18 protein-coding genes and 6 pseudogenes are annotated in these 21,375 nt (G+C 59.5%); 17 read left to right on the forward strand and 7 right to left on the reverse strand.

Annotated features, from left to right (window positions below; translation table 11 throughout):
* The 6 genes from HF916_RS40670 to HF916_RS40695 all read left to right on the forward strand — a co-directional run bounded on the left by HF916_RS40670 (position 1) and on the right by HF916_RS40695 (position 6,334).
* A complete protein-coding gene (locus tag HF916_RS40670; protein WP_168794339.1) occupies positions 1-1,230 on the forward strand; it encodes a CaiB/BaiF CoA transferase family protein in 1,230 nt (409 codons plus the stop codon).
* A 57-nt stretch (positions 1,231-1,287) separates the two neighbouring features.
* The gene (gene fahA / locus HF916_RS40675; RefSeq protein WP_168794340.1) at positions 1,288-2,616 is read left to right on the forward strand and encodes a fumarylacetoacetase; all 1,329 of its coding nucleotides are present in this window, start codon (positions 1,288-1,290) and stop codon (positions 2,614-2,616) included.
* Positions 2,617-2,662: 46 nt separating this feature from the next.
* A complete protein-coding gene (locus tag HF916_RS40680) occupies positions 2,663-3,037 on the forward strand; it encodes a DUF485 domain-containing protein (RefSeq protein ID WP_168794341.1) in 375 nt (124 codons plus the stop codon).
* Entirely contained in the window at positions 3,030-4,616 is a 1,587-nt protein-coding gene (locus HF916_RS40685; protein ID WP_168794342.1) for a solute symporter family protein, read from the forward strand. Before HF916_RS40680 ends, HF916_RS40685 begins: the two co-directional genes overlap by 8 nt.
* An 82-nt stretch (positions 4,617-4,698) precedes the next feature.
* Positions 4,699-5,256 (forward strand): DUF302 domain-containing protein, encoded by a 558-nt coding sequence (locus HF916_RS40690; protein WP_240975711.1) that lies wholly within the window; start codon positions 4,699-4,701, stop codon positions 5,254-5,256.
* A 49-nt stretch (positions 5,257-5,305) separates the two neighbouring features.
* Positions 5,306-6,334 carry an NADP-dependent oxidoreductase gene (locus HF916_RS40695; RefSeq protein ID WP_168794344.1) on the forward strand — a complete coding sequence of 343 codons (1,029 nt, stop codon included), beginning with the start codon at positions 5,306-5,308 and terminating at the stop codon, positions 6,332-6,334.
* Here HF916_RS40695 and HF916_RS40700 read toward each other — a convergent pair.
* Positions 6,331-7,227 carry a LysR family transcriptional regulator gene (locus HF916_RS40700; protein WP_168794345.1) on the reverse strand — a complete coding sequence of 299 codons (897 nt, stop codon included), beginning with the start codon at positions 7,225-7,227 and terminating at the stop codon, positions 6,331-6,333. The two genes, HF916_RS40695 and HF916_RS40700, sit on opposite strands and share 4 nt — an antisense overlap.
* Positions 7,228-7,349: 122 nt before the next feature.
* Here HF916_RS40700 and HF916_RS40705 point away from each other — a divergent pair, with 122 nt between their 5' ends.
* From HF916_RS40705 to HF916_RS40720, 4 genes are all read left to right on the forward strand, one after another.
* The gene (locus HF916_RS40705; RefSeq protein WP_168794346.1) at positions 7,350-8,090 is read left to right on the forward strand and encodes an SDR family NAD(P)-dependent oxidoreductase; all 741 of its coding nucleotides are present in this window, start codon (positions 7,350-7,352) and stop codon (positions 8,088-8,090) included.
* A 47-nt stretch (positions 8,091-8,137) separates the two neighbouring features.
* Positions 8,138-8,731 carry an NADPH-dependent F420 reductase gene (locus tag HF916_RS40710; RefSeq protein WP_168794347.1) on the forward strand — a complete coding sequence of 198 codons (594 nt, stop codon included), beginning with the start codon at positions 8,138-8,140 and terminating at the stop codon, positions 8,729-8,731.
* A 156-nt stretch (positions 8,732-8,887) separates the two neighbouring features.
* The gene (gene gcvA / locus HF916_RS40715) at positions 8,888-9,853 is read left to right on the forward strand and encodes a transcriptional regulator GcvA (RefSeq protein ID WP_168794348.1); all 966 of its coding nucleotides are present in this window, start codon (positions 8,888-8,890) and stop codon (positions 9,851-9,853) included.
* Between the two features lie 169 nt (positions 9,854-10,022).
* A complete protein-coding gene (locus HF916_RS40720; RefSeq protein WP_168794349.1) occupies positions 10,023-11,048 on the forward strand; it encodes an NADP-dependent oxidoreductase in 1,026 nt (341 codons plus the stop codon).
* Positions 11,049-11,471: 423 nt separating this feature from the next.
* On the opposite strand, the pseudogene HF916_RS40725 reads toward HF916_RS40720, so the two are convergent.
* Positions 11,472-11,639: pseudogene (locus HF916_RS40725) on the reverse strand (electron transfer flavoprotein subunit alpha/FixB family protein); the annotation flags it as partial.
* Positions 11,626-12,093: pseudogene (locus HF916_RS40730) on the reverse strand (electron transfer flavoprotein subunit beta/FixA family protein); the annotation flags it as partial. The pseudogenes HF916_RS40730 and HF916_RS40725, both read right to left, overlap by 14 nt.
* Before the next feature lie 305 nt (positions 12,094-12,398).
* On the opposite strand from HF916_RS40730, the gene HF916_RS40735 reads away from it, so the two are divergent.
* Positions 12,399-12,719: a thiamine pyrophosphate-binding protein gene (locus HF916_RS40735; RefSeq protein WP_240975712.1), complete on the forward strand. Its 321-nt coding sequence runs from the start codon at positions 12,399-12,401 to the stop codon at positions 12,717-12,719.
* 24 nt (positions 12,720-12,743) lie between these two features.
* Here the strand turns inward: HF916_RS40735 and HF916_RS40740 are convergent, their stop codons facing one another.
* Entirely contained in the window at positions 12,744-13,142 is a 399-nt protein-coding gene (locus HF916_RS40740; protein ID WP_168794350.1) for a nuclear transport factor 2 family protein, read from the reverse strand.
* A 79-nt stretch (positions 13,143-13,221) separates the two neighbouring features.
* Between HF916_RS40740 and HF916_RS40745 the strand changes: the two genes are divergently transcribed.
* Both HF916_RS40745 and HF916_RS51235 read left to right on the forward strand, forming a co-directional pair.
* The gene (locus HF916_RS40745) at positions 13,222-14,163 is read left to right on the forward strand and encodes a LysR substrate-binding domain-containing protein (RefSeq protein ID WP_168794351.1); all 942 of its coding nucleotides are present in this window, start codon (positions 13,222-13,224) and stop codon (positions 14,161-14,163) included.
* A 118-nt stretch (positions 14,164-14,281) separates the two neighbouring features.
* Positions 14,282-14,525 (forward strand): annotated as a pseudogene (locus HF916_RS51235) (helix-turn-helix transcriptional regulator); the annotation flags it as partial.
* 150 nt (positions 14,526-14,675) lie between these two features.
* Here the strand turns inward: HF916_RS51235 and HF916_RS40750 are convergent.
* A complete protein-coding gene (locus tag HF916_RS40750; protein WP_168794352.1) occupies positions 14,676-16,913 on the reverse strand; it encodes an NADP-dependent isocitrate dehydrogenase in 2,238 nt (745 codons plus the stop codon).
* Between the two features lie 335 nt (positions 16,914-17,248).
* Positions 17,249-17,818, reverse strand: a pseudogene (locus HF916_RS40755) (malate synthase A); the annotation flags it as partial.
* Between the two features lie 107 nt (positions 17,819-17,925).
* Here HF916_RS40755 and HF916_RS51790 point away from each other — a divergent pair.
* The 4 genes and pseudogenes from HF916_RS51790 to HF916_RS40770 all read left to right on the forward strand — a co-directional run bounded on the left by HF916_RS51790 (position 17,926) and on the right by HF916_RS40770 (position 20,653).
* Positions 17,926-18,489, forward strand: coding sequence for a biotin/lipoyl-containing protein (locus HF916_RS51790; protein ID WP_346777737.1), 564 nt, complete (start codon positions 17,926-17,928; stop codon positions 18,487-18,489).
* Entirely contained in the window at positions 18,426-19,382 is a 957-nt protein-coding gene (locus tag HF916_RS40760; protein WP_346777738.1) for a phosphate acyltransferase, read from the forward strand. The genes HF916_RS51790 and HF916_RS40760 overlap by 64 nt, the downstream gene beginning before the upstream one ends.
* 16 nt (positions 19,383-19,398) lie before the next feature.
* A pseudogene (locus tag HF916_RS40765) lies at positions 19,399-19,995 on the forward strand (lipoyl synthase); the annotation flags it as partial.
* 34 nt (positions 19,996-20,029) lie between these two features.
* Positions 20,030-20,653, forward strand: coding sequence for a trimeric intracellular cation channel family protein (locus HF916_RS40770; protein ID WP_168794354.1), 624 nt, complete (start codon positions 20,030-20,032; stop codon positions 20,651-20,653).
* Between the two features lie 389 nt (positions 20,654-21,042).
* Here HF916_RS40770 and HF916_RS51240 read toward each other — a convergent pair.
* Positions 21,043-21,223 (reverse strand): annotated as a pseudogene (locus HF916_RS51240) (Arm DNA-binding domain-containing protein); the annotation flags it as partial.
* Positions 21,224-21,375: the final 152 nt, after the last annotated feature.

The raw sequence follows: 21,375 nt of genomic DNA on the forward strand, positions 1-21,375 counted from the left end.
ATGTCAGCACCGCTCGAAGGCATTCGCGTGATCGATTTCACGCGAGTGCTGGCCGGACCGCATTGCACCAAAACTCTCCTCGATCTCGGCGCCACCGTGACCAAGATCGAGCCACCCTCCGGCGACATCGGCCGCGTGAGCATGCCGCATATCGGCGACATGTCGCTGTATTACGTGCAGCAGAACGCCGGCAAGCGCAACGTGAGCCTCGATCTCAACTTCCCGGAGGCGCGTTCGATCATGGTCGACATGTGCCGGGACGCGGACATCATCGTCGAGAATTTTCGCCCCGGGACGCTGAACCGGTTTGGGCTCGGCTATGAGCAGGTGCGCGCTTTCAACCCGTCCGTGATCTATGCCTCTTTGAGTGGCTATGGACAATCGACCTCATGGCGAAACCGTCCGGCGTTCGCGCCGACCGTACAAGCCGAGTCAGGACTGACCGACATCGTCCAGCACCATTTTGGCGACGCGCTCACCGAAGTCCGTAACGACGCATGCAGCCACGCCGACATGTACACCGGACTTCACGGCGTCATCGGCATTCTGGCCGCGCTTCAGCATCGGGTGCGAACCGGCGAGGGGCAACATGTCGATGTCTCGATGGCCGCCACCATGCTATCGGTGAACGAACGCGTGGGCGCACAACTGTCGGAAATCGATACGGAGGGCGAACCGATCATTCTTTCGGCGCCTGATTCGCACATCTTCGATTTGCCCGATGGACGCCAACTCACCATCGCGGGTAGCCCGATCTACACACCGATGTTTTCGCGTTACTGCGCGATGATGCGTCGCAACGATTTGCTGAGTGACCCCCGCTTCGGCACGGCGCTTTTGCGGCGGCAAAACATTGCTGATTTGCTGGCCGAAGTCCGCGCGTGGCTTCTCACGTTCAACGACCTGGATCAGCTCCAGACGCAGGTCAGCGAAGCGGGATTGGCCATTGGCGTGGTCCGGAGCGTCAACGAGTTCGCCGACTCCGAGTGGGTGCGGGAATGGGGTGCGCTAGTCGATGTAGACGACAGATCGGGCGGCACGACACGCATGCCCGGCGCGCCGTGGCATTTCAGCCAGTCCGAGTTGCCGCAGCCGGGCAGCCCCGCTTTCCAGGGCGAGCATAACGCCGAGGTGCTCTCCGAACGCAAGCTCAGCGCGGCGTTCATTCGGGATTTGCAGGAACGCGGAATCCTTCTCAGCAGGCACAGCCCCACGCGCCCGTTCGACTGAACGTCGATGCCTTGACGCGCACGACTCGCACCTTACCCCGAATGAATCGAGACGAACATGCAACACACTCTGAATCAGACGCATGATCCCGCTGCGCGCAGTTGGGTCGAGTCCGCCAATGCACAGGCGTGTGACTTTCCAATCCAGAACCTGCCGTTTTCGGTTATCCGCAGAAAGCATTCCGATGAGGCGTTTCGAGGTGCGGTCGCTATCGGCGATCAGGTGGTCGATATCGCCGCCTGGGCGTCTCGTGCCGGTCTGAATGGAATCGCGGGCGAGGCTGCGCGGGCGTGCGCGCAGCCCGTGCTCAACGAGTTCTTCTCAATGGGTCCGTCCGCATGGCGCGCATTGCGACACGCGCTATTCGCGGCGCTTCACGAGCGCGCCCCTTCGGACGATCGCGCGGCGATCGAGGCATGTCTGGTCCCGCTAGCGGAAATGGAATACAGCCTGCCTGCGCAGATCGGCGATTACACGGATTTCTATACCTCGATTCATCACGCGACCAACATCAGCAAGCTACTCGGCCTGAGCGGTGTGGGCGCCAACTTCAAATCGATACCCATTGCTTACCACGGCCGGGTTTCGAGCATCGGGCTAAGTGGTCAGCGGTTCCGGCGCCCGGCGGGTCAAATCATGCTTCCGGGCGAAGAAGCGCCGATCTTCTCGCCGTCGCGCAAGCTGGACTACGAGCTTGAACTCGGCATTTACATTGGACAAGGCAACGCGGCCGGCGAGCCGATCGACCTGGATCAGGCCGACAGTCATGTATTCGGGCTATGTCTTCTCAACGACTGGTCCGCTCGCGATATTCAGGCTTGGGAGATGCAGCCATTAGGGCCGTTTCTGGCAAAGAATTTTGCCACCACCATTTCGCCGTGGATCGTGACCATGGAGGCACTGGCTCCGTTCAGGCTTCCCCTGCCGCGCCCGGACGCGGATGGAAAGCCGCTGCCTTATCTGGATTCCGACAGAAATAGCACGACTGGCGCCATCGATATCCAACTGGAAGTCTGCATGGAGACTGCTCACCATAGAGCCGGGAATCTCCCGGCGGCGCAACTCTCACTCACGAGTTTCAAGCATCAGTACTGGAGCATCGCACAGATGGTCACGCATCACGCCGTGGGCGGCTGCAATCTGCGTCCGGGAGATCTGCTTGGCAGCGGCACCATTTCAGGCCCGGAGAAATCGGAAGCGGGCGCGCTGATGGAACTTGCACGCAACGCAAGCGAGCCGCTCACGCTGAGTACGGGTGAAAAGCGCAGCTACGTGGAGGATGGCGACGCCATTATCCTGCGCGGCTACTGTGAGAAAGCAGGCTTTGCACGAATCGGATTTGGAGAGAGCCGCGGCGAAGTTTTGCCGGCAAAACTCTCGCGATGACCTCTTCATAGGTCTGTCATGAGCACCATAACGGAGGAGACCCGACATGCAATCGATGGAATCAATCAACGCGGAGTTCGAGAGGCAAAACGTGACGAAAGTCAGATCATCCGGCTTGTCCCTTGTCGAGAAGACGCAAGCGCTCGCAAAGTTTCGGAACCGCTTCGTATGGTCATTGCTTTACACGTCGTTAGGCATCTATTTCGGCCTGTTAATCGCAGTGCTGGAGTTTCCCGGCGTGATGTCCTTATCCGTCTACGGCGAGCTCAACCTTGGACTGCTCGCGGTAGTCGTTCAGTTCGCGCTCACGATCGCCACTTTCTGGGGCTACTGTGCATGGGCCGAGCGAGCCTACGACCCGAAAGCGGCCGAACTGCTTCGCAGCGCGTTTGCACAATCGAACGGTGATCGACATGAATAATCTGATCAGTCATGGCGGGCTCAGAATCATCGCCTTCGTGGGATTTATCGGACTCAGCCTCATTCTGACCGGATGGAGTGCTCGCCGATCGCGTGGAACCTCCGGCTTTTTCGTGGCCGGACGCAATCTGTCGCCGTTTCAGAACGGCCTCGCGCTGGCGGGAGACTTCATGTCCGCCGGATCGTTTCTCGGTGTGACGGGACTCGTTTCCCTGTTCGGATTCGACGGCATCGTGTATCAGGTCGGCTTCATCGCCGGATGGATCATGATCATGCTGATCGTCGCCGAGCCGGTCAGAAACTGCGGCAAATACACCCTCTCCGATGTGGTCGCACTCCGTCTGCGCAGCCGCGGAGTGCGAGCGGCCACATCGGGTTCTTCGCTGATCATTTCGTTAGCCTATCTACTCGCGCAACTCGTTGGCGGTGGCGCGCTGGCCAGTCTGCTATTGCCGATCGGCACCAACGCCGCGATCGTGCTGATCGGTGTACTCATGATCGCGTATGTGCTGTTCGGCGGAATGGTGGCCGCGACTTACGTGCAGATCGTCAAGGCCGTGCTCGTCTGGACTGCCGGCGCGGTGCTCGTGCTGTTTGCTCTGGCGCATTTCTCCTTCGACGTGGGCGCACTGTTCAATAAGGCTCGCCTGTCATCGCTGCATCCAGCGCAGTACTTTGTGCCGGGCGGCTACTTCAAGGATCCGCTGGATACGCTGTCACTCACGCTCGCCCTCGCGTTGGGCACGGCAGGCCTGCCACACGTCATGACCCGGTTTTACACGGTGCCGTCCGCCGTCGCGGCGAGAAAGTCCGCGAAAATCGGCCTGATTGTGATGACGTCCTTTGCGGTAATGATGATCGTGCTCGGATTTTCCGCCACCGCGATCGTGGGACCGGCGGCGATTCTCGCCACACACAGTTCCGGAAACAGCGCCATCACCCTGCTCGCTACGACACTCGGCGGCGGTGCGGGTTCTGCCGGCGGCGAACTTCTGCTCGCGTGCGTTTCAGCAATTGCCTTTGCGACCATTCTTGCGGTTGTCTCGGGCATCATGATTTCCTCGGCCTCGACCATCTCTCACGACATCTTCGGCCATCTCTTCTCGGCGTCTCGCGATAAGGAGCGCCGGCAGGTCGTAATCGCGAAGATCGCCACGATAGTCTTCGGTATCGCCGCCATGGGACTCGCGCTGCTCGTCAAGACCTTCAATGTCGCGTTTCTCGTCGGGCTCGCGTTCGCCATCGCGGCAAGCGCAAACTTGCCCGTGGTTCTCTTCTCGATGTACTGGCGGCGTTTTACGGATCGAGGCGCAGTGGCCGCGGTGCTCGCCGGCACCCTTTCCTCGATTGGCCTCGTGCTCCTGGGGCCGGCCGTCATCGGAGCGAAAGGCATCATCTTCAAGGATTCCACCCCGCCTTTCTGGCTCTCGAATCCCGGTCTGTTCAGCATTCCGGTGGGCTTTATCGCGGGCTGGCTCGGATCGGTCACGACACGTCAGAACGCCGGCGACGGTTCCTTCGATGCTCAGCAACTTCGAATGCTAAGCGGCCTTGGAGCGGAAGCCGCGTCGGAACACTGACGCGAGAGCGCGCAATCTACCTACCTGTCCAACAAGGAGACACCCAGTGATTAACTTACGTACTGCCGCTTCACGACTTGCATTGTCGACGGCTGCCGTTGCTGCGATCAGCATGAACGTGTTCTGCGCGCCCGCGATGGCGGCGACCGTCGAGGTATCGGAAACAAAGACGATTATCGATCACGTGACCGTCTCTTCCAGCAAACCCTACGCTTCCGTCAAACAGGATCTGGAGAGCCGTCTCGGTCGACTTGACGATCATATCCGCACGCTGCTGAAACAGGACAAGGTCGACGAATTGCGCGCCGCCCTTCAGAAAGCCGCCGGCAACGACGGTCTTGTGATTCACTACATTGGGCTGCATGGAGATTGGCTCATGCTGAAAGGACAGCGCAGGAACGGCACCGAGTATTTCACCGGCAATGTTCTCACCGCGACTGAAATGACCAGCGTCAATATGGCGGCAGGACTGTATGCGCCATTGCGTATCATGGTTTACGAAAACGCACAGGGTGGCACGACGATCGAGTACGATAAGCCGTCGACTCAACTCAGCCAGTTCCACAGCGCCCAGATCGACGTTCAAGGCCGCTCACTCGACGATCGGCTGGCGAAGCTTTGTGCTTCGGTATTGCAATAGCAACGTACGGATCTGATGGGCCAATGTCCTGACGAAGCGGATATCTACCATGAAAATAGACACTTTCAAACAGATCGTTCTTGCCTCTCGACCCGATGGACAGCCAACCGTCGACAATTTCCGTCTTGAGCAAGCCACTCTGCCGGACACGCCACCGAATGGTCTGCTGCTCCGTGTTTTGTACCTGTCGCTCGATCCGTACATGCGCGGCCGAATGGATGCGCGCAAGTCGTACGCGCCTTCGGTCGAAATCGATCACAAGATGGTCGGCGAAGCCGTGGCCGAGGTAATCGAATCCAGACATCCGGACTATCGCGCAGGTGAACTCGTACTTGCTCCAACCGGATGGTGCGACTATGCGGTGATCGACGGTACTGGATTACGCAAGGTCGACCCCGATCTCTCGTCACCGTCAGCCCGGCTCGGCGTGCTCGGCATGCCGGGATTCACCGCGTACGCCGGCCTCATGTTGATCGGCAAGCCCAAACCCGGCGATACGGTCGTGGTTGCAGCGGCCAGCGGTCCGGTCGGCTCACTCGTCGGACAGCTTGCGCGAATAGCCGGGGCGCGGGCAATAGGAATCGCCGGCGGTTCGGAGAAGTGCCGCTACGTGCTGGACGAACTCGGTTTTGACGCCGCGATCGACCATCGCGCGCCCGACATGGCCGAACAATTGGCTGCGGCTTGTCCGGATGGAATCGATGTGTACTTCGAGAACGTCGGCGGCAAGATATGGCAGGCAGTGCTGCCTCTGCTCAACCGCTTCGCGCGTGTGCCAGTTTGCGGCCTCATCGCGCAATACAGCGGCGATCAGGAAAACGCCAACGGCCAGCTTGCGGCCACGATGCGCCAGATACTGACTAAAAGCCTTCTGGTGCGAGGTTTCATCAACTACGAGTTTGCCGACGAACACTATCCCGAGTTTCTGCGCATCGTGTCCAACGGTATTGGCGAAGGACGGATTCGCTACAAGGAAGATATCGTCGATGGTCTGGAGAAGGCCCCAGAAGCATTTCTCGGCATGCTGCAAGGGCGCAACTTCGGCAAAGTCGTCGTGCAGGTCGCGGCAGAGCCCTAATCCTGAATACGCTGTGCCAGCGCAGCGGCAAAAAAATCAGTCGCGCTGCGCACGCGTGCCGGTACAAACCGGCGTTTTGGCCAGATAAGGCTAATGTCTCTGACGTCGCTGATGAATTCGTCGAGAACCGTGATCACGTCCGGATGCCGCAGTTCATCGGCCAGAGAGACCTTGGCGAACAGGCCGATGCCAACGCCGGCCAAAACGCCTGCGCGGATCGTTTCGACACTGTTAGACGAAAGATTGCCGCGAACGGACACATTGAATCGACCCTCCGGTCCCACAAATGGCCAATTCGCCGACTCCACCAGGCCGCCATATAAAAGGCAATTGTGATCGGCGAGTTCGGTGGGCGTCTTTGGTATGCCGTACTGCTCGAAGTAGCGGCGAGATCCGACACATACCAAGGGGGTGCTCGCCACGCGTCTGACGACCGCGTCAGGATCGTTCACAGGGCCCACCCGGATCGCCAGATCGATCCGGTCTTCCACCATATCCCGCACGAAGTCAGAGAGGATCAGATCCACCTGCAGGCCGGGATTGAGTGACAACAGCTCCGGTATCAGCGGAAGGATGTGAAGCCGGCCAAACGTGCCGGACACAGCGATTCTGATGAGACCCGAGACATTAAACGTGCTGCTGGTCAGTTCGCCGTCGGCTTCGTCCATTTCGTCGATGAGCGGTTTGGTCCGATCGTAGTATCGCTGCCCCTGGTCGGTCAGGGTCACGCTGCGAGTGCTTCGATTGAGCAGCATGACGCCAAGGCGCTTTTCCAGCGCGCCGACTGCCTTACTGATGACGGATTGTGAGTCGCCGGTTCTACGCGCCGCAGCGGAAAAGCCGCCGGCTTCGACGACGGCAATAAAGGCGTTCACTTCGTGAAACCGATCCATAACGCTCCCCTCGGTTGACCTATTCTCTTAGAGCATGAATCTTATGAAAAATCCAATGATTATCATCGTCCACGACGAGAATTACTATGGTCCTGTCATTCACGAACAGACAGGAGATTTCAATGTCCACCCTCGCAGGCAAGATTGCCGTCATTAGCGGCGGAACGACCGGTATTGGTTTGGCGATCGCCCAGCGGTTTGTCACCGAAGGCGCTCACGTCTTTATCTTTGGCCGTCGGCAGGCACAACTCGACGAGGCCGCGGGACTGATTGGACGCAACGTCACCACGATCCAGGCTGACGCCGCCAATCTCGACGACCTCGACCGCGTTGCGGCAACAGTCAGGGACAAAAAAGGAGTCGTCGACATCGTCGTGTCGAACGCGGGCTTTACGGAGCAGGCTTCGATCGACACCCTCACGCCCGAGCATTTCGACAAGGCGTTCAATCTCATGGCTCGCGGCCCCGTCTTCCTGGTGCAGAAGTTGTTGCCGATGATGGCAGCTGGCGGCTCGATCGTTCTAGTCTCATCCGCCATGCACGGCATGGGCATTCCTGGCCACACCGCTTACGCGGCGACCAAAGCTGCGTTGCGTTCCTATGCGCGCACCTGGGCCGCGGAATTCAAGGATCGCGGCATTCGCGTCAACCTGCTCAGCCCTGGCGTGACAGATACCCCGATTCTCGACGCCCAGTCGGCGACACGCGAGGATCTGGTGACCATGTACCAGAGCATGGTCCCGATCGGCCGACTCGCACGGGCCGACGAAATGGCCAACGCGGCGCTCTTTCTCGCGTCCGACCAGAGTTCCTACATGACGGGTGCGGATCTGATGACCGATGGCGGCATCGGTCAGGTCTGAGACGCAAAGTCACCGCCAAGACCTTTCGATACACAAAGGAGAATTCAATGAGCTACGCAATTATCGGGCTTGGCAAGATCGGCACGGCCATCGCCCAGGCATTCGCTAATCAGGATATCGAAGTAGTTGTGGCAGGCAGGCGGCCACTGGACGCGAGCGCGGCGCAAATAGGCCCGTCAATCGTTGCTCGACGGCTGGAGGACGCAGTCAAGGCCGACGTCGTTATTCTGGCCGTTCCGTTTGCGAACCACCGGGATATCGGCCGCGCAGCTGAAAGCTGGCAGGGGAAGATCGTGATCGACGCCACCAATGCGTTCGGCGTTCCCCCGGAAGAACTGGGCGGACTGCCATCGACTGCCGCCCTCGCGAAGTCGTTCCCAGGGGCGAAGGTGGTGAAGGCCTTCAATCATCTGCCAGCCGCCGTCCTGGCCCAAGGGTCGAAGACTCCCCAAGGCGGCCGGCGAGTCGTCTTCATCTCCAGCGACGATGGTGCGGCTAGCGCCTCGGTGGCGGCACTTGTCGAACGGCTCGGATTTGCGCCGATCGAGTTGGGGAAGATCGGCGAAGGCGGCCTGCTCGTCCAGGCACGCGGCAACACGTGGGCTCAGCTTATTTTTCAGGACCTGGCCAAGTTCGATTGATCGAAATGCCTGCAAACCCAAGGGGTAGAGGCTGGTGCCTGGCCTGGCCGCAAAGCGAACACGCCCTTGCTCGCGCCACGATATGCTAACTTAGCGCGGCCGGACGCCAATCGCGTCGAACCATTGCTTACTCCAAGGCTGTAGTTTTTCCACTGTATGCCGTCCCCAACCAAGGCGCCACGCCTTCCCCCTTTAAACGCGCTGCGGGCATTCGAAGCCGCCGCGCGTCACCTCAACTTCCGTGTCGCGGCAGAGGAAATAGGCGTCACTCAAGGTGCAGTTGCCCAACGGGTGCGCAATCTCGAAGACGTTCTTGGACTTCAGCTGTTCGATCGCCTACCGCGCGGGCTCGCGCTGACTACCCATGGTTCGATCTACTTCTCATCGGTGCAGCGCGCGCTGACGATCATCGCGAACGCAACGGAAGCGCTCGCGCACCGGGCATCGAGTTTGACGGTCAGCACGACGCCTTCATTTGCGTCGAAATGGCTCATCCCACGGCTGGCCACATTTACGGACGCTTATCCATCCATTGAAGTGCGTGTGATCGCGGATCAACAACTCTCGACTTTTAAACGCGACGGAGTCGATATCGCGATCCGCCACGGCAAGCCGCCTTTCGGTAAAGGACTCGCTGCCGATCCACTCTTTCCGGTCGATATCTATGCTGTCTGCAGCCCTTCATTGGCCGACTCAAAACGACCACTGAGGAAGCCGTCCGATCTGAAGCATCACGTTTTGCTGCATGATTCACACGACCTGTGGCCCGAATTTCTCGAAGCGCTGAACGAAGGAGGACATGTCGATCCGAGTAAGGGTCCTCGGTTCAGCCAGTCCGCCCTTGCAATCGATGCCGCGATATCGGGCCAAGGCATCGCTCTGACCAGCGAACAACTCGTGGAACGGGATCTCGCCGCAGGCCGCTTGTGCCGCCTCTTCGATTTCGCGCTGCATCTCTCGCTGAGCTATTACGTCGTCTATCCCGAGGACCGGCGCGATTCGGAGACTATTCGGGCAATGCGGGACTGGCTGATCACGCAGGCCCGATATGAACTAAAACCCGCGACAGCAAAGCGAACGCGGCCAGACAGTAGAAAAACTACTGCCAAGCTGGATAAATAATGATTCGACGGTGGCTGTCCAAAAAACTTAAAATATCACTTCGCGAAACCAGCCGCCAGAGATCGCTGCCCTTGCCTTGTTGAATCCGTCAAACCAACATCGCAAAGACCTCAAGCGACTCATGTGAATCGTTCCCACGGCATCGCAATTCACACCGGAAATCCAATCCATGAACGCACCCTATTCGAATCGCCAATGGTTCTATGTAAAACGTCCCACGAGTCGCGTTGGATCGGAGCACTACGAGCTTCGTGAAAGCGAAATCTCTGGACCGTTGGCGGAGAACGAAGTCATCGTTCGCGCACGATACATCAGCGTGGACCCGTACATTCGCATCCAGCAGCACGAGCGCAATACGTATGACGTGCCTCATCCCCTCGGCATCGTGCAACGCTCCGGTGTCGTGGGCGAAGTGGTCGAGTCGGCTAGCCCGTTGTTCGCCAAAGGCGACTGGGTGTCGACTTATTCGGGTTGGCAGTTATATGCGCGGTGCCATCACAGCGAACTCACCAAACTCGATCCTGCAAGCGCGCCAGTTTCCACGGCACTCGGTGTGCTCGGCATGCCAGGGCGTATCGCCTGGTTTGGCCTCATGGAAGCCGGCCGGCCGCGCCCCGGCGATACGCTGGTTGTTTCCGGTGCGGCCGGGGCCGTCGGCTCGCTGGTTGCGCAGTTCGGGAAAAAGGCGGGCTGCAAGGTCGTGGGCATTGCCGGCGGTCCAGACAAGTGCCGATTCCTGCTCGACGAACTGAAACTGGATCGCGCGGTCGACTATCGGGAACACAAGACACATGAAGACTTGACGAGCGCGCTGCTCGAAGCCACAGGAGGGGTGGACGTTTATTTCGACAACGTCGGCGGCCCGATCACGGATGCCGTGATCCCCCTTATCAAGCGCCGAGCCCGCATCGTGATCTGCGGAGCGATCAGTCAATACGACGGTGGCTTGGACACGCCGGACGTGGGACCACGATTTCTACAGCATATGCTCTTTCAGCGCGCCACCATCCAGGGCGTGCTGGCAAGAGACTACACCAATCGTATGGACGAAATGGTGGCGCAAGTGGCGCCTTGGGTTAAGAGCGGTGAGATCGTATTCAAGGAGACTTTCGTCGATGGATTCGAACAACTGCCTGCTGCGCTGAATAGCCTGTTCGAAGGCGGCAACATCGGCAAGTTGCTCGTGAGGGTTTAATCGCCAGAACAGGCGTCGCCATTGCGGAGCGCCGGCGGCGACCGGCGCCGCGGAATCGCGCTAGCGCTGGTCTTCGGGGACAACTGGGCCGATATCTGATGGGCAACCTTGTAGATCTTTTTGGGCGGCGTCAGCGCTCACGACTGCATGGTCTCCTTTGACTTTACGGTTTCCCTCGCGATCCGGATGGCTTTGTCGAAGCTGCTATCCGTGGCGACGTGCCGGTTGTCAACGCTCACGAGCCAACGGCCACTGCTACAGCACCAGCGAATCCTTCGCTCTTCAAGCAGCAATGCGAACCACCGCCAAATGGAGGCATCTTCGGCATTAGCGGCTAAGGCCGCCGCCGCTCTGACATGCCTCATATCATTCAAATTGCTCACGTTTCACCTCATCCGACCTGGACTTTCCCTCGACGTACGCTTAAGACAGCATGGCCTCGAACTCCGGAACGACCGAGAACAGATCGCCCACCAGACCGTAATCGGCGACGCTGAAGATCGGCGCTTCTTCGTCTTTATTGATCGTGACGATGACTTTGCTGTCTTTCATCCCGGCCAGATGCTGGATCGCACCCGAGATTTTCAGCGCCGTCGTCGACTTCGTGCGAAACGGTTGCCTTGCCGTCAGCGACGACAACTTTCGATGCAAAGGTCGCTTGCGGCAAACCAGCCAGCATCTGACCAGTCTGGTTCGAATCGTCGTCGATGGCCTGTTTGCCGAGAATGACCAAAGAAGGTTGCTCTTTATCCATTAGCGCCTTCAACACCTTCGCAACCGCCAACGGTTGCAGGTCCTCAGACGACTCGATCAGAATCGCGCGATCCGCACCGATCGCCAGCGCCGTGCGCAGCGTTTCTTGCGATTGAGCGACACCCGTCGCCACGCCCGCTTCCTTCAATCGCACCGCTTCTTCAACCGCGATTTCATCGAACGGATTCATCGACATTTTTACGTTCGCCAGGTCAACGCCCGTGCCGTCCGATTTCACCCGGACCTTCACGTTGCAATCGACCACTCTCTTAACCGGCACAACAATCTTCATGGTTCCCTCTCCAATCGGTTTGCACGCTAGTGTGCTTACTCGAACCGAGGGTTGGAATTCGGCATTCTGGAACACCGCATTTCAGGCGATCGAATGCACACGACGCCAGCCAACACGGAAAGGATCTGTGCGTGAATTCACGTCGGCCAACCCCGTTAACCCCAGCCTAATCGCGCCTTCCGCAATCAGTAATTGAGCGACGACTTTTGCTGATGCACGCTATCACTCATCAAAGCAAGGTAATCGATCGGCCCTGCTTGGCGCGACGGCTCTCCGTTTTCATCGACCTACCAAAACTCGTCATCATGTCAGTCAACTGGCCGGAAACAATCTTCGAGCACTTCAAAGCCGCTGACGTGCGGCAAGTGGCCTACGTGCCGGATGCGGGGCACAAACGTCGTATCGAACTCTGCGAAGCAGATGCCGAAATCCATGCGGTTTCGCTGACCACCGAAGAAGAAGGCGTGGCCATGATGGGCGGCGCATGGGTCGGTGGCCAGCGCGGCGTACTGCTGCTGCAATCGAGCGGCGTGGGCAACTGCATCAACATGCTCTCGCTGCAACACGAATGCCGCATGCCCATCGTGATGCTGGTCACGATGCGTGGAGAGTGGGGCGAGACATGACCGAGTAAACGACTAGTCGGCAAACTACGCGTACTTATCGCCGACAGTGCTGCGGATGGGATAAGTGTCGTACACAATTATCATGCGCTCGACCAGACCATTGGCGTCGAACTCGAACACATCGACGCACTCGAAGCTCACGGCGGAACCGTCTTTCAGCACCCAATCGTAGATGAAGTAACCCGTCGCACGCCGAGCGCCTGTTGTGCTCATGCAGATGTCGATAGGCCTGATCGTGCTGTCTCCCGATGCTTCGCTGACTTTGGCAAAGAACGGTGCAGCTTGCATCCAACCGAGAAACGGCGAGAAAATCTGTGCGTCCGGTGCAAACAGGGCACAGATCGCGGCGACGTCGCCGCGCTCCAACTCTTTGAGGTAGGTGCGAACCTGCTGCGTATAGAGTAATTCCGGCGACGACACCACAGTAACCTCCGATAATTCGTTAAAGATGCGGCCCGGTCAAACGAGCACGCCCCTGGTTGAACACGATAGCGACCCGCCGATGACCGAACAATCGAAAAATCCGCAAGCGGGGTATGCACCCGGAACATACCCGCTGGCAGATCTGACCCGCCCGCTGCCGTCGCTAGCTGGATTTCAGGCGTTCGTCGCCGCGGCGTCTCTTGGCAGCGTGAGTAAGGCCGCTGATCATCTGTGCCGCACGCAGGGAGCGGTCAGTCGGCAGATCCAGCAACTGGAAGCGCACTATCAATGTGCGCTGTTCGTGCGCCACGCGTCGGGGCTGGCATTGACGGCAGAGGGAGACACGCTGCTGACGGTGGCAGTCCACGTGCTGACGCAACTCGTTCAGCATGCTGCCATTCAGCAGGGCGCGACGTCGGTGATTACGCTGCGGTTACCGTCCACGTTTGCGATTCGCTGGTTGCTCCCGCGGCTGGCAGAAATCAACCATGCGCTGGGCGGAACTGAACTGCGCATCTCGACATCCGCTGACGACACGCCGGATTTCACCGCGCCGGATGTCGACGCCATTGTCGTGCGTGGCAACGGACAGTGGGTGGGCGTAGAAGCGGTACCGCTGTTTGCCGAGACGCTCGCGCCAATGTGCACACCCGCATTGGCTGCATCTTTCAAGTCGGTCGCTGATCTTGCGGACGCGATATTGCTACATCCTGGACCTGGTTATGCGGAATGGCGTGGTTGGCTTGATGGTGTCGGGGCGACGCACATCAATGCTCGACAGGGGCTTGTATTCGATACACTTGAATTGACGCTCACTGCCGCAGCAGAAGGTCATGGGGTTGCAATCGGCGACCCACACATGGCGCAAGAAAGGCTTGATGTGGGTTCCCTGATGACGCCATTTCGAGAAGTAGTACGAAACAGTGCATCGTACTTTCTCGTTTACCCATCTCAACGTGCGGCCCAGCCGAAGATTCGTGCCCTTGCCGACGTCCTCGTACGGCTGGCGCAAGAAGAGTGACTTACGCGAGTGCGCTAAACAGAAAGCCATCGCACATGCGTCCACAGGCCGGTCGGTCGCGTCATTGGCATTGGTGCCGCTCGCATCGCGCGGTGATATGGAATTTACCAATACAACACCAAACGCCGGGTTCGATGAGCGGCCGGCGGCGCAAAACATGCAGTTGTCCCGTCGCGAGTATGAAATCTGCAAGCTACTGTTAAACGGAAGGACGATTCCCGATGCGGCGGACTACCTGGGCGTCAAGCTATCCTCAGCGGAGTCCTACGTGAAGCGTAGCCTTCGCGAAACTGGGGGTTCGCACGAAGCGCGAGTTGTTCGAATGGGCGCTGGCAGAAAACTCGCGGATGGGTAGCGCATGACCGCTGCAGGCACAGGCTTCACTTCGGCGTGTACATCTGCCAGCCGGACATAACGGGATCATTACCAGCCTGACGTGGCATCGAGGGTGGAGAGGTAGCGGTCATTCAAGCGTCAAAGGCTGCCCTGATTGACAGGGCAGCCGGCATTCCTTAAACCTCAGTCGCCGACAGCGCCGCATTCAACGTCTTGCTCGGACGCATCACGGCGTCGAGCTTTTGGGTGTCGGGCTGGTAGTAACCGCCGATGTCTACCGGCTGGCCTTGCACTGCCGAAAACTCGGCCACGATGGCCTGCTCGTTCTCAGTCAGTTGCTTCGCCAACGGCGCGAAATGCGCGGCAAGAGCGGCGTCTTCGGTTTGCGCAGCCAGTCCCTGGGCCCAATACATGGCGAGATAAAACTGACTGCCGCGATTGTCCAGTTGTCCTGTCTTTGGAGACGGGTTCTTGTTGTTTTCCAGTAGCTTGCCAGTGGCCTCATCCAGCGTCTTTGCAAGTATTTTGGCCTTGGCATTGCCAGTCTTGATACCCAGATCTTCCAACGACACCGCCAGCGCCAGGAATTCACCCAAAGAATCCCAGCGCAGGTGGTTTTCTTCCACCAGTTGTTTCACGTGCTTGGGAGCCGAGCCGCCTGCCCCGGTTTCGTACATGCCGCCGCCGGCCATCAGCGGCACGATGGAGAGCATCTTGGCACTGGTGCCCAACTCCATGATGGGGAACAGATCGGTCAGGTAGTCGCGCAGGATATTGCCCGTGACCGAGATGGTGTCCAGCCCGCGAATGACGCGCTCCAGCGTGTAACGCATGGCTCGCACCTGAGACATGATCTCTATGTCCAGGCCCGTGGTGTCGTGGTCCTTGAGGTAGGTCTCGACCTTCTTGATCACCTCGGCTTCGTGCGGGCGGTACGGGTCCAGCCAGAAGATAGCCGGCATACCGGAGTTGCGGGCGCGCGTGACGGCCAGCTTGACCCAGTCGCGGATCGGCGCGTCCTTGACCTGGCACATGCGCCAGATGTCGCCTTCTTCAACGTTCTGCGTGAGCAGCACTTCGCCGGTGGCGAGGTCGACGATGCGGGCTTCACCTGCTTCGGGTACTTCAAAGGTCTTGTCGTGCGAGCCGTATTCCTCGGCCTGCTGGGCCATCAACCCTACATTGGGAACCGTGCCCATCGTGACGGGGTCGAAGTTGCCGTTGGTTTTGCAGAAGTTGATGATCTCCTGGTAGATGCGGGCGAACGTGCTCTCCGGGATTACAGCCTTGGTGTCCTTCGGACGGCCATCGGCGCCCCACATCTTGCCGCCGATGCGAATCATGGCCGGCATCGAGGCGTCCACGATCACGTCGTTGGGTGCATGCAGGTTGGAGATACCCTTGGCCGAGTCCACCATCGCCAGTTCGGGGCGGTGCTCGTGGCAGGCGTGCATATCGCGGATGATTTCTTCGCGCTTCGAGCTGGGCAGGCTTTCCAGCTTGTCATACAGATTGACGAGGCCGTTATTGACGTTCACACCCAGTTCGTCGAACAGCTTCCCGTGCTTCTCGAAGGCCTCCTTGTAGAAAATCTTCACCGCGTGGCCGAAGACTATGGGGTGCGAAACCTTCATCATCGTGGCCTTGACGTGCAGCGACAGCATGACGCCAGTCTTGCGGGCGTCTTCCATTTGCTCTTCGTAGAAGTCGCACAGCGCTTTCTTGCTCATAAACATGCTGTCGATGATCTCACCGTCCAGCAGCGACACCTTGGGCTTGAGCACAATAGCCTTGCCGCTTTGTGTCAGCAATTCCATCTTCACGTCGCGAGCGCGATCCACCGTCGTGGACTTTTCGCCATGGTAAAAGTCGCCGTGCTTCATGTGGGCCACGTGGGTGCGCGACGCCATACTCCACTCGCCCATGCTGTGCGGGTTCTTGCGAGCGAAATTCTTCACGGCGGCGGGTGCGCGGCGGTCCGAGTTGCCCTCGCGCAGCACGGGATTGACGGCACTGCCCAGGCACCTGGAGTAACGTTGACGGATTGCCTTCTCGGCTTCGGTCTTCGGTTCCTCGGGGAAATCCGGCACCTTGTAGCCCTTCCCCTGCAACTCCTTGATCGCACCGACCAACTGATGCACGGAGGCACTAATGTTGGGCAGTTTGATGATGTTGGTATCGGGCAGCAAGGTCAGGCGACCGAGTTCGGCCAGGTTGTCGGGCACCCGTTGCGCCTCGGTCAGAAATTCTGGAAATTCCCCCAGAATGCGGCCAGCCACTGAAATGTCGCTCGCGGCGACGTGGATTCCGGCCGACGCGGTGAAGGTGCGGATAATGGGCAGGAAGGCACTCGTGGCCAGCAGCGGCGCTTCGTCGGTCAGGGTGTAGATGATGGTAGGTTGCTGGGTAGCCATTCATTGCCTCAAGAACGTGAAGTGAATTGGCGAACTGCGCCACAGACCGGCATTCATGCTGGGATTCTGCCTGACTTCGCGCTCCAGCGGGCTGAACCGCACGCGCTTTTCACATTACGCTTGCATTGCAATCGCAGAATGGAAAATCCGCTTACAAGCGAACCTTGCTGTACCTGGGTTGTGTCAGTTCGTGGTCGTATGATTACGACATGAACACACGCTGTTGGCAACCGTTACCGGCCGGCAGGCGAGCGCCCGCGCATCGCCCAGGCTGATCAGTCCTTTCCACGGCCGAACCGTTCGGCGGATACGCCTGGCTACAGGCGCGGGTTGTTTTATATGTCCTCGTATAGCGGCAGTGTCAGGAAGTCCGTGAACTGCTCCGAGGTCGACATTTCTTCGAATATCTGTGCCGCACGGTCATACTGCGTCGTGTCGCCACCCACCTCCTTCTTCACCTTGTCCAGTTCCTCGCCGGTCAGGTTGCGCACGAGCTCGGCGGTAGCCTTGCGACCGTCGTCGAGCTTACCCTTTGGAGAACGGATCCATTGCCATACCTGCGAGCGCGAGATTTCCGCGGTCGCGGCATCTTCCATCAGGTTGTGGATGGGCACGCAGCCATTGCCCGCAAGCCACGCCCCCAGGTAGTGAATGCCGACGTTGATGTTGTTGCGCAAACCCGCTTCGGTGATCGGCCCTTCCGGACTGAAGTCGAGCAGGTCCTTCGCGCTGACCTGCACGTCATCGCGTTGCTTGCCGATCTGGTTCGGCTCGTCGCCCAGCACCTTGACGAACTCGGCCATCGCGATCGGCACAAGCCCCGGGTGGGCGACCCAGCCGCCATCGTAGCCGTCAGCCGCGTCGCGCGACTTACGGCCTCGATACCGAGCGGCCCGATCCCTGGACTGTCTAGTCGCGCGCAGTCTGCGCTCGCATTCAGACAAGTCGTTTGAGGTGATACCGGCTACGGCGTCACCTCACGCATCGACATCGAATCGTTCGTGGGGAAGACATGGCAACTATCAAAGAGATCAGGGTTCCGGACATCGGCGACTTCAACGACATACCGGTCATCGAAGTGCTTATCAAGGCTGGCGACACCGTCCAGCTCGAAGATCCGCTGATCACGATCGAGTCCGACAAGGCCACGATGGAAGTGCCTGCATCGGAAGCCGGCATCGTCAAGGAAGTGAAGATCAAGGATCTCACGCATGCCGAGATCCCCGATGTGGTCGCCAGCGCCTATGGCGCCCAGGGTCTGCGCTTCGGTCCGGAATACCTGATTCCCAAGCCCTTCGATCCGCGGCTGATCGAGCGCATTGCGCCAGCGGTCGCCAAGGCGGCGATGGACAGCGGCATCGCCACGCAACCGATCGCCGACCTCGAGGCCTACCGGCTCAAGCTGCGGCGTTTCATCTATCAGTCCGGCAGCAGCAGGATGGAGCCGGTATTCGCAGCGGCAAAAAAAACCCAAGACGAGTGGTCTACGCCGAGGGCGAGGAAGAGCGGGTCTTGCGCGCGGCTCAGATCGTGGTCGACGAAGGGATTGCGTATCCGGTGCTGGTTGGCCGTTTGAACGTCATTGCCGAGCGCATCGAGAGCTTCGGACTGCGTCTGAAGCTCGGCGAGAATTGCGAATGCGTGAACGTGCTCGACGATCCCCGGTATCAGGAGACCTGGAATGAGTATTACGCCCTGGTGACGAGAAAGGGTGTGACGCGTGCGCTCGCGAGAGACGAGATGCGCAACCGTACGACGCTGATCGGCGCCATGCTGGTGCGACGCGGCGAAGCCGATGCCATGCTGTGCGGGACCTATGGCACCTATGCCGACCACCTCAAGTACGTGAACGATGTGATCGGCATGCGCCCTGGCGTCAGCACGTTCGCCGCGCTGCAGATGCTGATCCTGCCGGAGCGCCAGCTGTTTATCTGCGATACGCACGTCAACCTCGAACCGTCCGTGGCACAGATCGCGGAGATGACGCTGCTCGCCGCTGAAGCCGTGCGGCGTTTCGGCATCACGCCGAGTGTCGCGCTGCTGTCCCATTCGAGTTTCGGCAGTTCGAACGCGCCGTCGGCGCTGAAGATGCGAGACGCGTTGGCGCTGGTTCACGAGCGCGCTCCCACGCTTGCGGTCGACGGCGAAATGCGTGGCGACGCGGCGCTATCCAAGGCCATTCTCGACGACGTCTGCCTGGAGTCGCGCCTGGTGGAAGAAGCGAATCTGCTCATCATGCCCAACGTCGACGCAGCGAACATCGCGCACAACCTGCTGCGGATGGCTGCCGGCGGCGGCATTACGGTCGGCGCCATCCTGCTGGGCGCGGCGAAACCGGTGCATATCATGACGCCGTCGTCGACCGTGCAGCGCATCGTCAACATGACGGCGGTCGCGGTGGTCGACGCCGCCTCGGAGCGCTCGCAAGCCGGACGATCCGCCGATGCTCCGCTGGCATTCTGGCTTTGACCTGCAAGCAAATACGATGGCTGCCCTCCCCGAAGGCCAGCGCGGCGTACATAAAACGAGGCGCGTATGGCCGATCCACGATCAGACCACGCCGCCCACCGCGCTCACGAAACCCGACTGGATCCATGTCCGGCTGTCGAACAGCGAAACGTTCCGCGACGTCAAGCGGATCCTGCGGGAACACGGACAACACACGGTCTGCGAAGAAGCCTCCTGCCCCAACATCGGAGAATGCTTCAGCAAAAGCACGGCGACCTTCATGGTCCTGGGTGACCTGTGCACGCGGCGCTGCCCGTTCTGCGACGTGGCTCACGGTAGGCCCAAGCCGCCCGACGCGCAGGAGCCCTTGCAGCTTGCAAAGACTATCGTCGCGCTAGGGCTCAAGTATGTGGTCGTCACCAGCGTGGACAGGGACGACCTGCGAGACGGCGGTGCTCAGCATTTCGCGCAATGCATCCGCGCGATCCGCGAACATTCTCCGGGCACCACCATCGAAGTCCTGGTGCCCGACTTCCGCGGACGACTGGACGTCGCGCTCGACATTCTCCAGGCTACACCGCCCGACGTCCTGAACCACAATCTGGAGACCGTTCCACGTTTGTATCGTCAGGCCCACCAGGCCGGCGTCGCAACCGCGACCTGTAGCGATGATTGATCTTGCCAGCGGGCCTTCGATTGTCAGCGTGACGGCCACCGCGGTCGGCGCACTCAGCGGCGCTTTGTTTGCCGTGGAGCGCCGCTTCGGTCTGAGCGGTGTGCTTTGCCTTGCATTCAGCACCGGCGTCACCGGCAGTCTGATGCGTGACGTGCTGCTGCAGAGCGGTCCGTCCGTGATACTCACCGATGTCAGCTACCTGCTTGCGGTTCTGGTATGCGCAGCAACGGGATTCTTCTTTTCAAGCGTGATCCGCTGGGTACATCCGTTGCTCGTGGTGTTCGACGCACTGTCGATCGGGTTCTTTGCGGTGTTGGGCGCCACCAAGGCCATGCACGCCGGACTGGGGCCCCTCGGGGCGATTCTGATCGGCCTCATTAACGCGATTGGTGGTTGGGTGCTGCGGGACATCCTCGCGGGTGACAGGCCTCAACTCGTGCTTCCGGGGCCGATATACGCGATCGCGGCGGGCGTCGCAAGCGCACTCTATATGGTGCTGGTGGTTAGCCTGCACGTCGCCACCGCGCCTGCCGCGCTGGCTACCATTGTCGTCGGCTTCTCGATACGTATGGCTGCACTGAGATACGGCTGGAATGCGCCCGCCCCATCGACTTGACACCGCGCATCCGGCGTTCCAGATCCACGGAAAAGGCGCGCTATGGGGCATCGGGGAGTGACAGAAATCGATGATTGAAATCCCGCTATCGGATGTGGACTGGAGACGTGTCGAACACCTGTTTGTGGCGTCTGAGCCTGCTTCAGCGCGCGGGCGCCCGCGTCGGGTCACCCGACGAAAATTATTCGTTCTGCCTTCGGGTATAAGCGCCCGATGCCGTCGCTGCGGCGCGTCCCGACAAAGCCGACGTCAATTTTATTGATATGTCCTTTTTCTCACTGACGGCCGATCTGTTGGGCTCCATGCCTTCGCCTTTACGCTACGCGCTTTTTTTGATTCGCCCTAGTCAATTGCTTCTGGTCGCCACGCTAGCATCCTCCGAAGCCTTCTGAGACCGCAGTGGGATCGTACCGGCCGATAACCAGGGTTTCGCGGCGACCGTTCACCCGGTAGTCGTACCGGAAGCTCACCGCGCCTGACAGCGTCACTGCCGCATAGCCCCCGCTGATCGGCAACCTTGTAGATCGTCTTGGCCGGCTTCAGCGCTCGCAACGGCATGTCTGTGAGCATAGGGACTCCTCGAACGTATACCGTCAACCGATACCGTCAGAGTGATTTGACGGTATCGGACAAGGCCGTCCGAGGTGGAAATGTCGGTACCGTCACCGATACCGACATTTCCACCAGGTATTGTCCGGATCACAGCAGACCACATCGGACAA

This window comes from Paraburkholderia aromaticivorans, assembly GCF_012689525.1.
Classification (GTDB): domain Bacteria; phylum Pseudomonadota; class Gammaproteobacteria; order Burkholderiales; family Burkholderiaceae; genus Paraburkholderia; species Paraburkholderia aromaticivorans_A.